This window comes from Pseudovibrio sp. Alg231-02 (assembly GCF_900143565.1).
GTDB lineage: Bacteria > Pseudomonadota > Alphaproteobacteria > Rhizobiales > Stappiaceae > Pseudovibrio.
In genome coordinates this window covers 962,408-976,767 of the sequence record NZ_FREX01000001.1, presented here as the reverse complement: position 1 = coordinate 976,767, position 14,360 = coordinate 962,408, and the positions used below count along the sequence as shown (strand labels likewise).

16 protein-coding genes are annotated in these 14,360 nt (G+C 51.5%); 8 read left to right on the top strand and 8 right to left on the bottom strand.

From position 1 onward, the window contains the following. Window positions 1–149: 149 nt before the first annotated feature. The 7 genes from DHN43_RS04280 to DHN43_RS04245 all read left to right on the top strand — a co-directional run bounded on the left by DHN43_RS04280 (window position 150) and on the right by DHN43_RS04245 (window position 7,195). On the top strand, window positions 150–1,469 hold the full coding sequence (locus DHN43_RS04280) for an enoyl ACP reductase FabMG family protein (protein ID WP_108817816.1): 1,320 nt from the start codon (window positions 150–152) through the stop codon (window positions 1,467–1,469). Window positions 1,470–1,824: 355 nt separating this feature from the next. Beyond that, window positions 1,825–2,916: a chorismate synthase gene (aroC, locus tag DHN43_RS04275; RefSeq protein WP_057464885.1), complete on the top strand. Its 1,092-nt coding sequence runs from the start codon at window positions 1,825–1,827 to the stop codon at window positions 2,914–2,916. Between the two features lie 113 nt (window positions 2,917–3,029). Beyond that, on the top strand, window positions 3,030–3,275 hold the full coding sequence (locus DHN43_RS04270) for a hypothetical protein (RefSeq protein WP_108817815.1): 246 nt from the start codon (window positions 3,030–3,032) through the stop codon (window positions 3,273–3,275). Then, window positions 3,268–3,636: a hypothetical protein gene (locus DHN43_RS04265; RefSeq protein WP_108817814.1), complete on the top strand. Its 369-nt coding sequence runs from the start codon at window positions 3,268–3,270 to the stop codon at window positions 3,634–3,636. Before DHN43_RS04270 ends, DHN43_RS04265 begins: the two co-directional genes overlap by 8 nt. Before the next feature lie 758 nt (window positions 3,637–4,394). After that, on the top strand, window positions 4,395–5,714 hold the full coding sequence (gene ribB, locus DHN43_RS04255) for a 3,4-dihydroxy-2-butanone-4-phosphate synthase (protein WP_057464887.1): 1,320 nt from the start codon (window positions 4,395–4,397) through the stop codon (window positions 5,712–5,714). Between the two features lie 39 nt (window positions 5,715–5,753). Then, on the top strand, window positions 5,754–6,302 hold the full coding sequence (locus DHN43_RS04250; protein ID WP_208994816.1) for a hypothetical protein: 549 nt from the start codon (window positions 5,754–5,756) through the stop codon (window positions 6,300–6,302). Window positions 6,303–6,457: 155 nt separating this feature from the next. Then, on the top strand, window positions 6,458–7,195 hold the full coding sequence (locus DHN43_RS04245; RefSeq protein ID WP_108817811.1) for a class I SAM-dependent methyltransferase: 738 nt from the start codon (window positions 6,458–6,460) through the stop codon (window positions 7,193–7,195). A gap of 12 nt (window positions 7,196–7,207) precedes the next feature. Here the strand turns inward: DHN43_RS04245 and DHN43_RS04240 are convergent, their stop codons facing one another. The 3 genes from DHN43_RS04240 to DHN43_RS04230 form a co-directional block, all read right to left on the bottom strand. After that, a complete protein-coding gene (locus tag DHN43_RS04240) occupies window positions 7,208–7,498 on the bottom strand; it encodes a DUF1330 domain-containing protein (protein WP_108817810.1) in 291 nt (96 codons plus the stop codon). 53 nt (window positions 7,499–7,551) lie between these two features. Next, complete coding sequence (locus tag DHN43_RS04235; RefSeq protein ID WP_208994815.1) at window positions 7,552–7,887, bottom strand: hypothetical protein; 336 nt, start codon at window positions 7,885–7,887, stop codon at window positions 7,552–7,554. 140 nt (window positions 7,888–8,027) lie between these two features. After that, window positions 8,028–9,293, bottom strand: a complete 1,266-nt coding sequence (locus DHN43_RS04230) for a class I SAM-dependent RNA methyltransferase (protein ID WP_108817809.1) — start codon at window positions 9,291–9,293, stop codon at window positions 8,028–8,030. Between the two features lie 356 nt (window positions 9,294–9,649). On the opposite strand from DHN43_RS04230, the gene DHN43_RS04225 reads away from it, so the two are divergent. Further along, window positions 9,650–11,716: a methyl-accepting chemotaxis protein gene (locus tag DHN43_RS04225; RefSeq protein ID WP_108817808.1), complete on the top strand. Its 2,067-nt coding sequence runs from the start codon at window positions 9,650–9,652 to the stop codon at window positions 11,714–11,716. Window positions 11,717–11,783: 67 nt separating this feature from the next. On the opposite strand, the gene DHN43_RS04220 is transcribed toward DHN43_RS04225, so the two are convergent. The 5 genes from DHN43_RS04220 to DHN43_RS04205 all read right to left on the bottom strand — a co-directional run bounded on the left by DHN43_RS04220 (window position 11,784) and on the right by DHN43_RS04205 (window position 14,354). Then, window positions 11,784–12,518, bottom strand: coding sequence for a TlyA family RNA methyltransferase (locus DHN43_RS04220; RefSeq protein WP_108817807.1), 735 nt, complete (start codon window positions 12,516–12,518; stop codon window positions 11,784–11,786). Between the two features lie 34 nt (window positions 12,519–12,552). Then, window positions 12,553–12,699 (bottom strand): hypothetical protein, encoded by a 147-nt coding sequence (locus tag DHN43_RS27165; RefSeq protein WP_164845264.1) that lies wholly within the window; start codon window positions 12,697–12,699, stop codon window positions 12,553–12,555. 47 nt (window positions 12,700–12,746) lie between these two features. Then, complete coding sequence (locus tag DHN43_RS04215) at window positions 12,747–13,352, bottom strand: SCO family protein (protein WP_063293796.1); 606 nt, start codon at window positions 13,350–13,352, stop codon at window positions 12,747–12,749. A gap of 29 nt (window positions 13,353–13,381) precedes the next feature. After that, window positions 13,382–13,855, bottom strand: coding sequence for a copper chaperone PCu(A)C (locus DHN43_RS04210; RefSeq protein WP_208988769.1), 474 nt, complete (start codon window positions 13,853–13,855; stop codon window positions 13,382–13,384). A gap of 85 nt (window positions 13,856–13,940) precedes the next feature. Further along, window positions 13,941–14,354, bottom strand: coding sequence for a hypothetical protein (locus tag DHN43_RS04205; RefSeq protein WP_108817805.1), 414 nt, complete (start codon window positions 14,352–14,354; stop codon window positions 13,941–13,943). Window positions 14,355–14,360: the final 6 nt, after the last annotated feature.

Sequence of the window (14,360 nt, the reverse complement as noted above, 5' to 3'; positions counted from 1 at the left end):
CACGACATTTTGGAGTGCTTTGCTACAATCTGCATAAAGACCAGCTAAACAGGCTACCTAAATCAGTTGTAACTCGTTATTTTTAGGCAACAAGAGCAGAACGCTCACCTATGAAATCTCGACACTCTTAAACTTTTTGGAAGATCTTGATGAAGACGTCTCGACCACTCAAGGCAATCAGCAGCAATACCGTTTTTGGAGAGGGCGATGTCTTCGTACTCTTCGGCGAACTTTTTGGTCGCGGATATGCGACTGGCTTGATCGATCAGGCAAAGGCAGCCGGGATGACTGTGATCGGCATTACTGTCGGTCGTCCCGATGAAAACAACAAGCCACGCGCCCTGACACCAGAAGAGCTCACTGAAGCAGAAGCCAATCTGGGCGGCAAAATCATCAACGTACCTCTGCGTGCGGGTTTTGAACTGGATGCACCGGAAGGCACAGCGACGCCGACTGATCTGGTCAACGAAATGACCATTAAAGACTGGCAGGACCACAAGCTCGACTGGGATCATGTTGAGATCTGCCGCGGTCTTGGCTCCAACCGGTTTAAAGACGCTCTTTCTCAGGTCATGGACCAGCTGGATACCATGATCCCAGCGGGTAAGAACGTCTTCTTCGCCCACACAATGGCAGGCGGTATTCCGCGTGCAAAAGTGTTTATGGCAATCGCGAACCGCATCTATAAAGGCCGCGGTGCACGCTACATGCCGTCTCAGTCTCTTATCGAGAGTGATCTGGGCAAACTGATCCTGCAAAACTTCGAGGAAGTCACCGCAAACAGCTTCGGTTACCTGCTGGAAGCCAGTAAGACGCTCCGCGACCGCGTGGAAGCTGCTGGCGGCGAAGTGCGCTACACCGCATATGGCTATCACGGCACTCGCATCCTGATCGAGGACGAGTATCGCTGGCAGACTTACACCAACTACACGCAGGGCTACGCTAAAATGGCTCTGGAGAAGTTTGCTGAAGACGCGTGGAAAGACGGCGTGAAGGCAACAGTGTTCAACTGCCCTGAAATCCGCACCAACTCTTCAGACGTGTTTGCTGGCATCGAGCTGTCTCTCCTGCCACTGCTGCAAGCCTTCAAGAAAGAAGGTGGTGGCGCATGGGTGGATGCACTCTGGCAGAAGTGCGAAGGCATGCTCAAGCCGGAAGCGTCTCTGGAAGAGGTGCTGCAAAAGGTATCCGACTACCAGACCAGTGAGGCAATGCAGCCGTTCTACAACTTCGAAGCTTGGCCAATGCCAAACTCAGCGGAGCAGGTAGACAAGACTGTTGGCACCTCGCAGGAAATCGTAGACCTGCATAAAGAGCGCAACGTTCTGGTCAGCGATGAACTCAGCCAGCATGTTGTTGCAGCAACTGGCATGCTCATGTTTGGCGAAGCCAGCCAGCCAGAAGGCCCGGCTCTGTGGCTGGACCATGATCTGGTTGCAAAAAGACTTATTCAGGAACACGGCGCCTAAGGTTTATCCAGGGCCAACGTTCTCTATGAAAAGTTTGAATGAATGAGGAAAGTCCGGGGACGTGACCACCACGTTGCTCGGGCTTTTTGTATGAATTTGAGCTTACGCATTAAAATGGCGGTGCCTGAATGCGCTTTTCACGCCTTGAGATCCCCCATTTACAGTCCTGAATCTGGGAACAAGCCTAAATCCAGTTTGTTCATTCGGGAAAATTACGCAAGTGCTGCAAGGCTCTCAATTGACCTCTCGCCTGAACCCACCTAAAACCACTAGAATTCTCAGAGCGCGTTCCGTTTGATTGAAGAGAGTCAGCCGGACAGGGCGTGCTCATGCTCTAAAAGTGAACTGCTAGAACATGTCCCACAACACCTTTGGTCATCTGTTTCGCGTAACAACATGGGGCGAAAGCCACGGACCAGCGCTTGGCTGCGTTGTCGATGGTTGTCCGCCTCTGCTTCCAATCACAGCAGAAGAGATTCAGGTGTATCTGGACCAGCGCAAGCCGGGGCAAAACAAGTTTACGACCCAGCGCCGCGAACCGGATCAGGTCAAAATTCTCTCCGGTGTGATGGTGGATGAAGACGGCGTACAACGTACGACCGGCACGCCCATCTCTCTGATGATCGAGAACACTGATCAGCGCTCCAAGGATTACTCCGAAATCAAAGAGCGCTACCGTCCGGGCCACGCAGATTACGCCTACGATGCCAAGTATGGCATTCGTGATTATCGCGGTGGTGGTCGCTCATCAGCACGCGAGACAGCATCCCGTGTAGCTGCTGGTGGTTTGGCGCGCAAAGTCATTCCAAACATCCTGATCCGCGGCGCTCTGGTCCAGATGGGCCCGCATAAGATCAATCGCGACAACTGGGATTGGAACGAGGTGGGCAACAACCCGTTCTTCTGCCCGGATGCGGAAGCTGCCAAGTTCTTCGAAGAATACCTCGATGGCATCCGCAAGGAAGGCTCTTCAATTGGTGCCGTGATTGAAGTGGTAGCTGAGCACGTCCCGGTGGGGCTCGGTGCTCCGCTTTACGGCAAGCTTGATCAGGACCTCGCATCAGCCATGATGTCCATCAACGCCGTGAAGGGTGTTGAGATCGGCAACGGTTTTGAAGCAGCATGTTTGACTGGTGAAGAAAACGCTGATGAGATGCGTATGGGCGAAGATGGCAAGCCTGACTTCCTGTCCAATCAGGCAGGCGGCGTGCTGGGCGGCATCTCTTCCGGTGCGCCGGTAGTCGTGCGCTTTGCTGTAAAGCCAACCTCTTCCATCCTGACACCACGCAAATCCATCACTCGCAGCGGGGAAGAGGTGGATGTAATGACCAAAGGTCGTCACGACCCTTGCGTTGGCATCCGCGCAGTCCCGGTTGGAGAAGCCATGATGGCCTGTGTTCTGGCTGACCATGTCCTGCGTGACAGAGGCCAGTGCGGCGAACGCTAAGAGGCCGGAAAGCGGGCCGATTATACCTCCAATTACCTTGGGTTGTATTTTTCCCTTACGTTAACTAGGTTTACTCCATAGTTTTATGAATTGACCTAGTCGCGAGGAAGAATATGGAATTGTTTATTCCAGTGTCAGGATTGGCAATTGGACTCCTCGGCTTGAGTTTTTCTGTTTTTACAAGTCTGCGAGGTCTGGCTGAAAGCCGGGCTATCGATGTGAGATTCGGGAAAGAGCTTGGAGATAAGCGCTTGGCGATTCAAAACATTGATAAGATCACAAAAGCAGAAATTGAGGAGATTTTGACTACTCTAGGAACGGCGAGCGGCGAGCTGGATGTGAGGCGACCTGGTGGCTGATGAGCAGGCCGGGCTGAAAAATAAAGCCACCGCTGCTGGTGCAGCCGGGACTGGTACGATTTTAGCTTCATTGTTTAGCCTGATCGGAGACGGCACAGTCAAATCTATCCTTCTCATATTTGCCCCGGCTATTACCATCTTATTGGCTCAACTTTGGGAGGTGCTAGGAGCGATTTTCAGAGATAAAATTGCTGATTGGAAGATCTCTAAATCAAAGAAAAAACTACAAGAAATCATTGATCTCCATGAGGATGACCCCGAAACCGTAGCTGAAGCGAAGCAAGCGCTGAGTGCTCTGACAAGCTTAGAGATTGCAACAACTTCTAAGAAAGCCCATGCTGAGCTGCATGTTGAGGCTTAATTTTTAAGAGCTTCAAGCATGCAGCTGTCTCCATAAAACTTATTCCCCTCCTGAATTCATCCCATATTCTGAACTTATGCCTACGTAACGGGCTGCTGGCGGAGCGACCGTCAGTTTGTCGTAGGCTGGGTTGGGCTATTGGGAGACGTAACGCACCTTTCAGTGGTCCGGTGAACCGAACTTCAAACGTGACCGCATGGTTTGAGGGGAAGGGCCCAGGACTATAGGGTATCACGCGGCGACGGATGCAGATGTACCGGATGGAGAAATCCACTTTTGCAGATGTGTCTGTCAAAGACGGAGGAACTGTTTGGGCATGGAAACGTGTCTGGATAAGCCACTTTCTTTCCGGGAAACCGGCTATCGTGCCTTATAGGCAAAAGAGGCGACGTTGTTCATTACAAGAAAGCCCGGGCAAGGCGTGTAGCCAATGCCGAAGAAACTAACTTAACAAACAGCGCAGGTATTGCCTGCCGCCTTGCTCATCCCGACTATCGGGAACTCTGGTTCAACACTGCATGGAAGGCCATGTGGTGCTTTAAGTGCTTCTTTGATCAGTTTGCGAACTCGGGGCAGGCCCAAAGCATGCAATCGAGCGTGTTCGTACAAAGCCGCAAACCGTTTATTCACCTCAAGATCACCCACAGATACGACCTAGGTAGAAAGCGGCAAGCTTTTTTCGATTTGCCCCTTGATTTCCGAGTTCAAAAGCGCGATTTCAGTATCACTGAAAATTGCAAGGCCAAGGGGCTAGGATTATGCGCTTGACTGAATGGTTAGAAGACGCTGGTGAAAGCAGGAGTGCCTTTGCACGCCGCGCTGGTTTGTCTCCTGCATCTGTAACGGCTCTGTGCAATGACCCAAGCGCATGGATTTCTCGAGAAATGGCCCAAAAAATCGCTGAAGCGACGGGCCATCAGGTGACCCCCAACGATTTTCTCGGACTAAAAGAAAACAAGGAGTACGTCGTGTCTCAAACAAGAGTAGCCGAAGCCCTGCGCGCTTTCGAAAACGGCGAGATGGTTGTTGTAACCGACGATGATGATCGCGAAAACGAAGGTGATCTCATTGTAGCAGCCAACATGATCACCCCTGAGCAGATGGCATTCATCATCCGTCACACCTCCGGGATCGTGTGTGCTCCAATGACGCTGAAAGAAGCAAAGCGCCTGCACCTTGAGCCGATGGTCGCCAACAACGACGCTCCACTGGCGACTGCGTTCACCGTCTCCGTTGACTATGCGCCAGGCCTGACAACAGGCATTTCAGCTGAGCAGCGCTGTGCAACAGTTCGTGGCCTTGCCAATCCAAATGCTGGCGCAGCTGATTTCGTCCGTCCGGGCCACATCTTCCCATTGGTCGCAAAAGAGGGCGGCGTCCTCATGCGCTCCGGTCACACGGAAGCTGCAGTCGATCTGTGTAAGTTGACTGGTCTGCCGGAAGTTGGCGTCATCAGTGAGTTGGTCAACGATGACGGCACCGTAAAGCGCGGTGAGCAGGTTGAAGACTTCGCCCGTGAGCATAACCTGAAAATGGTTTCTGTCGCGGATCTCATCGCATGGCGTCAGCGTCATGAAAACCTTGTGAGCCGTATCGACGAGTTCGATGTAGAGACAACAGCAGGCAAGGCACGTGCCATCGTGTATTCTACTCCGTTCGACAATGTTGGCCACTTGGCGCTGGTTTACGGCGACGTGCGTGATGGTCAGGATATTCCGGTCAGGCTCCATCTGGAAAACGTTCTAGATGATGTGTTTGGGCAAACCAAACCTCTGGAAGCAATCATGGAAGACTTTGCGGAACGAGGCCGAGGCATTATTGTTTACCTGCGTGAAGGTGCGGTAGGCGTCGCAAGCAAGTCCAACCGTCATCGTGATAATCTGGAAGCTGCTGAGCATGAGCAACACGATTCCGCTCAAGGCCGGTCTGAAGACTGGCGCGAAGTTGGTCTCGGTGCGCAGATCCTGAAAGATCTGGGAGCCAATTCCATCCGGGTTATTGCATCGCGTGAGCGCCACTATGTTGGCCTTGAAGGCTTCGGCTTGAAAGTTGAAGCAACAGAAACTCCGGCGGACTAATCAACAGGCCCCCGGCGCAATATGGAAAGTGGCGGGGGCATGTCTCAGTTTGATCTTGATCCATGGCAGGAAGAGCAAAGCTCGGCTGAACCATTCACACTGGGCTATCGAAAAGGGACGGGCGAGCCCGTTGTCTACGGCAGTCTGCTGCTCGGGGCAGCTCTTCTTGGTACGGGCATTGTAAGTGGTTCACTGATCCCTGCATTGGCATCACTACCCGTTTTTCTCAGCGTTCACTGGCATTACCCTTTCGTCGATAAACGGCCTCAAATCGCAGCCAATGAGACCGGGCTCTATCTGGAAAGGCTTGGCGTTCTGCGCTGGTCAGCAATTGCTGAGCTTTCCCTTTACAAAACAGCTGTCCGCACCATGGAATTCAACCAGCTGCACATCAAACTCAAAGACCCGATTGATGACTGCCTCGTAAAGCGAGAGCCCCAGTCTATGCCGCGACGGGCCATGAGAAAGAACTGGCGCTTGAAGCAAGCCAAGTCGAACGCACCAGTACTTGAAGTGGATTTACATCTCCTTGCGTGTGACCCTGAGATCCTCTTGCAAAGAACTAGACAGTTCTGGCGGGGCCAATGATGTTTCTCTGCAACACTGATCTATAAACAATCATTGGGCAGATTAAATACCTCAGAATTCTTTGTTTGGCCGCAAATCCGCTTATCCTGTTACAAGACGTTAACACTCTTAACCTAACTTTTATTAGGAAGGACAGCACCCGGAAGGCAATTATCATGCAGCTGAACCGCACGGAGACAAAGGGAAACACATGCAGCTTTACCAGTCTGGATAAAGATTGGGGGGCAGATGATGACTATCTTTTCAACTTCGCTTGCACGCCGGGTGGAAGCGTTTTGCAAATTGCATGCGGCACAGGTGCGCTGTCCAACGCGCTTTCCAAACAAGGTGTAAACACTGTTGGTGTTGACCGAAATCCGAAGAAAATTGCGCAAGCTGTTAAACGATCAGAGACAGTAACGTGGTTGGAGGCAGATGCCCGTACGGTGCATCTCAATCAGAAATTCGACCGCATCATCATCACTGGCAATGCTTTCCAGGCCTTCGCAACCAACACGGACCAGATCCTCGTCCTCCAAACCATCGCTGCTCACCTCAAACCAAATGGCAAATTCGCATTCGGCATGGAAAACCCGAAAGCGCGCCCATGGGAGAAGTGGGGTCAAAAAGGCAAACCGCTTTTGGTGCGCTCGGTTGAAGGGCAAAGAGTATCGCTGTGGCAGGACACAGCAGGGCCAGACAAAAACGGTCTCGTGTCCATGCAGACCCACTACGACAGCGACGGCCAGCATTACTCCAGAAACAACATGCGCCGCTTCGTGCATCGCGATCATATCCGCGACCTGTTGGAAGCCGTCGGCCTGCGGGCAACAGCCTCCTATGGAGATTGGTCAGCACTCAACCTGAATGATGCCGCACCTTTCATTATCGTCAGTGGCGGCCTGAGCACCTAATGCTCCCAGAACTTACACCCCATCGATAATTGTCAGGCTACACTTAGCTGCACCATGACGGATTTTGGCGACAGGTGCATATTCAGGGCAGTTCAAAAACGCCTGTGCCTTTTCCATGCTTGGAAATTCCACGATGACGAGACGGCGTGGTGTCCATAAGTCACTCTCGACCACATCCATATCACCGCCACGCGCTCTGTAAACGCCGCCATAGCTCTCTGCAATAGGACGAGCCTGAGCCTTGTAATCTTCATAGGCGACAGGATCTTCAATTTTTGTATCAACAATGACGTAAGCCGGCATATACTTCTCCTGTAATTGGAAAAGATCCTATCTGATTTGCTTGCTCTGGGAAATTATGCAGCGGACTTAGTATTGTTATCTTTAGGCGAAGGCTGACCTTTACCCTGACGCTTCCTGAAATAGCGTGGACGCGTTCGTCTGATGATCTTCTTAAACCGCCCGCTGGAACGCACCTCAATCCAATGCAGAGCCTGATTGAGCCAAACAAAATTTTTCCGATGCCGCCGCACGAACTTGGCAAACCTGCGGCTTGTAGCGATCAGCAGAACCGTCCCCAGCGCCAGCAGCGGTACGCCGGTAGGAATAGGCGTCCAGACCGTCAGCAGGCCCAGCACAATGCAAATGATAGCTGCAAAAACCGAAAGGCCCTTGATCAATAGCTCGGCCACCTGTTCGCGTTAACAACAGGTGAGAGTATATTCAGTACTCGTGAAACTTACGTAACACGGGCTTCCAAACTTAGGGCAAATATTGAAAATTCAGGGAAGACTGCAAATTACTCGCAACTTGTCGCCTGCATAATTACCGCTTATGCGCCGCGCTCCAGCAAGGCAACCACTTCAACATGAGGGGAATAGAGGAACTGATCAATCGGTACTACGCGCTTGATCTGATAGCCACCGTCCAGCAGCTCTCGAATGTCACGAGCAAAACTGGCAGGGCTACACGAAACAGCAACGATCTTCTTGACTGGAGACTTCGCAAGTTCCTGTGCCTGGGCAAGCGCACCAGCACGCGGTGGATCAAACACCACGCCATCAAACCCCTTGCCGAAGTTATCGAGCTCTTTAGCAACAATTGGTCGGCGGAACAGATCCCGGCGTTCAGTCGTAACCTTCTTAAGGCCCTTGGCACGGCGCAGCCCAAGATCAAGCGCTTTCAGTGAAGTTGCTTCACCTTCCACCGCATGCACATTGGCAAACTGCCCGATCTTGAAAGTCAGAGTACCCGCACCGCAGAACAAGTCAGCCACGCGTTTGCAACCACTCAGACCTTCTGAAAGAAGATCACCCATGGTTTTTTCGGCGCTCAAGGCTGCCTGAATAAACCCGCCTGACGGAATTGGAACAGCCGCACCACTCATATCCAGCAGGGGAGGGCGGATTTCGATAATTGTTTCACCATCGACAGTCAGGCGTGCAAAGTTATTTTGAACAGCAGCCTGTGAGAGTTCAAGGTAATGCTTGTCTTTGTTTTTGCCCAACCCACCAATAGCAACATCAAGGCCGCTCTGTGTTGTCGTCACGGTGAACTTCAGTTCGCCCTTACGCGGCAGAATTTCACCAGCAAGCTTGCGAAGTCCTGGTACAGCCTTCATGAGCTCAGGCGCAATCACTGGGCATTCTTCAATGTCGACAAGGCGGTTGGATTTGGCTGTGTGATAGCCAAACAGCACTTTATGGCTTGCCTTCACAGCTGCAAAGACTGCACGGCGGCGACTGCCCTTGCCGCAAACCACGACATCTTCCACTGGCGTTTCGATGCCACGGGAGGCCAGAGCGTCAACCACTTGTTGGCGCTTGAAGTCCTTGTAGGAAGCCTCATCCATATGCTGCAAAGAGCAGCCGCCACATGTACTGAAATGCTTGCATACGGACGCAATGCGATGCGGGCTCGGCTCGATGATCTCGTTAAGTTCCGCACGTGCGCCTTGCACCTGGGCGCTGACAAGCTCGCCCTCCAGTGTATAGGGAACAAAGATCTGTCCGGCATCGGTCTCAGCAACACCATCACCCTTATGGGCAAGGCGTGCAATACGGAGGGTTTCTACAGTGGCTTCAGGCTTCTTAGACATGGCACTGCGTTTACAGCGCCGCTCCGATACATGCAATGCTTGATGTCGCGAAGTTTGGCATTCCGTTGGAGCGTGATTGAGCAGCGATGTTTAGTCTTCGATTTGATCTAGGGGAAGCCATCGTCTGTGACGCAAAGGTAATGTGGAAAATTACTGTATAGGTGTGCTGTGCGACACTTTATACTGAGTTTCTGAATAGATTTTGCCGATCTATTTAAAATGTTCTCTGAAATAAACTTTTTGTTTGTCTATTTGATCGATTTCCCAACGGAATATGCGGGTTGCATGCGTATGGTGATACATTCTATGGCTGCAACTTTCCCAAAAAAATCGGCGATGTTCTGTAGGAGTTTTCAATGCCGTCTTTAAAATTAAAAGGGAAATTGACATTTTGGGTTGTCGTGATTGCACTGGTGTCGATGGTTGCCTCATCGGGGTCTGTCTTGTTCATTGGGGCAGGAGTTATCGAAGAACAAGCAATCAGGCTCTCAAACGAAATTGCCAAGGAAAGTGCAGCCGTCGTTAAAGCTGAACTGGATCAATCTTTTGCTGTTGCGCGCAATACAGCCAATGCATTGGACGCACTCAGAAAAAGCGGGGACGCCAATCGCGCAGCTTCAGCTGAGATCCTCAAAGGTGTCCTTCAGAGCAACGAGCAGCTGATTGGCAGCTGGGCCGCTTGGGAACCTGATGCGTTTGATGGCAAGGATCAGGACTGGGCCAACAAGCCGTTTCATGACCAGACTGGACGATTTATCCCATATTGGTTCCGCTCAGGTGGACAGATAGGCCGGGAAGCACTCGTCGATTATGAAAAAGATGGTGCAGGTGACTACTACTTGCTTGCTCAAAGAAGTGGCGATGAGATCATCCTCGAGCCCTACATCTATTCTGTTGGCGGCGTCGATACCCTAATCACGTCTCTTGTTGTGCCAGTGGATGGCTTTGGAGCCAGAGACGGTGTTGCTGGTGTCGATATTGCTCTTTCTGACATTCAGGAGCGGCTGAATGGAATGCATCCTTATGAGGAAGGCTACCTCACGCTGATCAGCTCTTCCGGAACAATTGTTTCCAATCCAGACAGTCTGCTTGTGTCCAAAGCTGCAGGTAGCGCTGGGTTTTCAAAAGCAATTCTTGAGCCGTTAACCTCTGGAAAAACGCGCATTCTAACCAACACGCAAGTCGGTGATGTTGAAATGCTACAAGTGGGTGTTCCAATCAGCATCGCAAAAACCGAAGAGCCATGGCTGCTGGTCATAACCATCCCACGCAGCAAAATCCTTGAGGCATCTAATCAGATGTTCTCACTTGTCTCTGTCTTGGGCGTTGTACTCGCGCTCCTTGCAGCTCTGGGCGCATGGATATTTGCCAGTTCGTTGAGCAAGCCAATTTCTTCTCTGACCCGGGTAATGGGGGAATTGGCATCAGGAAATCTGCAGGTTGATATCTCGGAGCGCCGCCAGAAAGATGAGATCTCTGACATGATCACAGCGGTGCGTGTGTTCAAAGACAACGCCATCAAAGTCAAGGAGATGGAGGCAGACAAGAGAGAGCAGGAAAGCAAGCGCATAGCTGAAGAAAAGGCGACACGCACGAAGATTGTCTCTGATTTTGAAAAGAGTGTAGGCAGCGTTGTTCAAACTGTTTCATCTGCTGCCACAGGCATGAAGTCACATGCAGAGGTGCTGGAGCCAGCTGCCTCAAGAGCACAGTCGCGTGCCCAGGCGGGGGCAAATGCAGCTGAGGCGACCTCTGTTAACGTACAAACCGTGAGTTCTGCTGCGGAGGAGCTGACAGCATCCATTCGCGAAATTGGGATGCAGGTCGACCTGGCCTCAAGAACGGTTGCGGTGGCTGTCTCTAAGTCTGAACAAACCAACATCACCGTGCGTGGTCTTTCCGAGGCCGTGCTGAAAATTGGCGAAGTGATTGACATCATCAATGCGATTGCCGATCAGACCAACCTTCTCGCCTTGAATGCAACCATCGAAGCGGCCCGAGCAGGGGAATCTGGCAAAGGGTTTGCCGTTGTTGCCAATGAAGTGAAGGATCTGGCCAATCAAACAGGGCGGGCAACCCAAAGCATTGCTGAACAGATCAGCGGCGTTCAGGAAGCAACGCAGGGAGCTGTTGATGAGATCGCAGGGATCTCCAAAACCATCAGCGAGCTAGATGAAGTGGCATCCAATATTGCCGCTGCAGTTGAAGAGCAAGGCGTGGCAACCAGTGAAATTGCCCGCAGCGCTGAGCTTGCATCCAATGGGACCAAAGAGGTTTTTGCCAGCGTGAATGACATTGGCAAAGCGGCTGAAGACACCAGCAACTCTGCTTTGAGTGTGAAAAAGGCGTCTGTGGATCTCACGGATCTAGCAGATGAACTCAAAGATCGCGTGGAAGGCTTCGTGTCTCAGCTACGCACATAACTTAAAAGCACACAGGAACACCTTCTCCCGAGCACCTCTGTGCCTCGGGAGAAGGTGTTCACGAAAACTATAATTGCGTTTTATGGCAGGCCATCAGGTACTCTGCATTTCCATCACCACCCTTGATCGGGGAGGAAGTAATACCAAGCACGGACCAGCCCGGCTGTGTATTCATCCACTCTTGCAGCTCTACAGAGATCTGTTCCGCAATCTCTGGTGCAACAAGACCACCTTTCCCAATCCGCTCACGCCCAGCTTCAAACTGTGGCTTGACGAGGAAGACCCCTAAGGCACCATCAGCAGCCAGCTCAAGAGCTGGTGGGAGGGCAAGCTTCAGAGAGATAAAGCTCACGTCGGAAACCAAAAATGCCGGATGCTGGCTTTCAAGATGCTCAAGCGTCAGCTCACGGGCATTCAGGCCGTCTTTACGGACAACGCGTGGGTTGTTGGAGATCTTATCTGCCAGCTGATCATGCCCAACATCAATGGCATGAACGATCTGAGCATCATGCTCCAGCAGAACCTGCGTGAAGCCTCCTGTCGAGGCGCCAATATCGAGGCAAACCTTACCAGCAGGGTCGAGCTCAAAATGCTCCAGGCCTTTGATGAGCTTCAAAGCGGCGCGGGATACATAGTCAGAGGCCGGATCATCGACAGTGATGTTGGGTTTGCCTGAGATCTTCTGCGAAGGCTTCTTTGCAGGCGTACCATCTATAACGACCGTGTTCCGCAAGATTGCATCACGAGCACGGGCACGCGTTTCAAAATAGCCATGTTCGACGAGGAATTGATCAAGCCGCATATGTCACCTGACTGGAATATGGATCAAGCTTAGCCTAAAGGCCGAAGCAACCAGCCAGTGCATTTAACAGTTTGTCTGAGAAAAGCAAATTGCCATAACGCATCCAAAGGAATGCGGTGGCTGCGATCAGCAGAAGTCCAACGGCAGCTGTGCCAGCATAGAGAGCTGCATGATCTTTCATATCTTCATCCAAAAAAGGGTGCCTGAATTCTCAGACACCCTAAACTTTTATGAGCTACCAAGCAACTTTCTGATTTTTGGAAGCGCTGTTTCTTCAGGTTCTTGATAGCTGATGGTTCCCACGAAATCCAAGTCACCATTCAGCATATAAACCGCTGCGGTGTGGTCCATGGTGTAATCACCGTCTTCCAATGGTACTTTTCTCGCATAAACGCGGTAGTCTTTAACGACTTTTTTAACCTGGTCGACGGAGCCAGTCAGTGGAACGACGTGAGACCCAAACGCAGCAACATAATCTGCAATAACGTCCGGTGTATCGCGTTCAGGATCAACGCTGACGAAAACGAAGTTCAGGTCATCTGCCTTCGGACCCAGATTATCAATCCATCCCTGCATATCAGAGAGGGTTGTTGGGCACACATCAGGACAGTATGTGAAGCCGAAGAACATCAGAGTTGGTTTGCCATCAAGGTTTTTGTCTGTAAAGACTTGCCCCTTGCCATCAACCAGCTCAAACGGGCCACCGATCTGCACAGTAGCAGCCTGCGGGACATCCTCTTTCACAAACTTCATTACTGTTACAGCAGAAACTGCGGCAACGAGCAATGCGACTGCAGCCCACGCTCCATATCGAATTGTTTTCGCAACGTTCATCTTAATCCACCCGTGCACAGTTCAATTGGTTAGTGGTGCATTTTGCCGGATTTTGCACCCATTTTCATAACTGGGAATGTTACTTCAACTGGACCGGCTTTTTCGAATTCCAGAGTAACTTTGAGCTCTTCGCCCATTTTGAATGCTTGGTTCAGGCCCATGAACATGACGTGGTAGCTGCCAGGCTTCAACTCAAGTGTTTCGCCGGCAGGAATAACTACGCCATCGTCCAGCTTACGCATTTTCATGATGCCATCATTCACAGCCATTTCGTGAATTTCAGTGCGCTTGGCATAGCCGGAAACTGCACCTGTCAGGCGCGCATCTTCGCTGCCATTGTTGGTGATAGAAACGAAAGCCCCGCCACCTTTTGCTTTTGGTGGAGTAGCGCGTGTCCAGGCATCTTTAATGGTCAGATCACCGTGTTGAATGCTGTCCGCAAGAGCAGCAGAACCGGTGAATGCAACAAGAGCTGCTGCAACAAGAAGAGCACGTGTTTTCATAATAATCATCCAAGGAATAGCTCCCTACCTGTAAACTCAGGCAGATGAGATCAGTCAAATCAGGTTTTGTTGATCAAGGGAAAACCTAGGCGACTGGAGGAGCTCGGATGAGGAAATTATGACCACGGAGGCTTCTGTCAATTACGAGAGCACTATCAAGGGAGAGAGAACCAGCAACCACAAGGGTAGGACTCTGCCAGTTCTCGGGCTCTATCGAAAAATAAGTCGCCTGTTTGGACGTATGCGGGCACATGAACGTGCAATCGCAGCCTATTCCCAGCGGATTTTCGGTATGCGTGGAGCCTTCAATCTTTGCAATCTGTGAGCCGCCCGAAGGGGCACACAACTGCATGAGCGCAGCGGCTGAAGGATCAACAGCTGCGCTGGAAAAACTCAGGACAAGCAACAGCACTCGGGCCAGCATCGCAACGCCAGCAAGCAAAACGAGCGGATGCCGCTCGCTTCTGAGTACATGTAATGTATTACTCGGCTTGACCATGGGTCT

Coding starts and splice junctions, on each gene's coding strand:
- DHN43_RS04245 (WP_108817811.1), top strand. CDS start 6,458: ATGCAGCTGAACCGCACGGAGACAAAGGGAAACACATGCAGCTTTACC.
- DHN43_RS04230 (WP_108817809.1), bottom strand. CDS start 9,293: ATGTCTAAGAAGCCTGAAGCCACTGTAGAAACCCTCCGTATTGCACGC.
- DHN43_RS04225 (WP_108817808.1), top strand. CDS start 9,650: ATGCCGTCTTTAAAATTAAAAGGGAAATTGACATTTTGGGTTGTCGTG.
- DHN43_RS04270 (WP_108817815.1), top strand. CDS start 3,030: ATGGAATTGTTTATTCCAGTGTCAGGATTGGCAATTGGACTCCTCGGC.
- DHN43_RS04280 (WP_108817816.1), top strand. CDS start 150: ATGAAGACGTCTCGACCACTCAAGGCAATCAGCAGCAATACCGTTTTT.
- aroC (WP_057464885.1), top strand. CDS start 1,825: ATGTCCCACAACACCTTTGGTCATCTGTTTCGCGTAACAACATGGGGC.
- DHN43_RS04220 (WP_108817807.1), bottom strand. CDS start 12,518: ATGCGGCTTGATCAATTCCTCGTCGAACATGGCTATTTTGAAACGCGT.
- ribB (WP_057464887.1), top strand. CDS start 4,395: ATGCGCTTGACTGAATGGTTAGAAGACGCTGGTGAAAGCAGGAGTGCC.
- DHN43_RS04210 (WP_208988769.1), bottom strand. CDS start 13,855: ATGAAAACACGTGCTCTTCTTGTTGCAGCAGCTCTTGTTGCATTCACC.
- DHN43_RS04240 (WP_108817810.1), bottom strand. CDS start 7,498: ATGCCGGCTTACGTCATTGTTGATACAAAAATTGAAGATCCTGTCGCC.
- DHN43_RS04250 (WP_208994816.1), top strand. CDS start 5,754: ATGTCTCAGTTTGATCTTGATCCATGGCAGGAAGAGCAAAGCTCGGCT.
- DHN43_RS27165 (WP_164845264.1), bottom strand. CDS start 12,699: ATGAAAGATCATGCAGCTCTCTATGCTGGCACAGCTGCCGTTGGACTT.
- DHN43_RS04215 (WP_063293796.1), bottom strand. CDS start 13,352: ATGAACGTTGCGAAAACAATTCGATATGGAGCGTGGGCTGCAGTCGCA.
- DHN43_RS04205 (WP_108817805.1), bottom strand. CDS start 14,354: ATGGTCAAGCCGAGTAATACATTACATGTACTCAGAAGCGAGCGGCAT.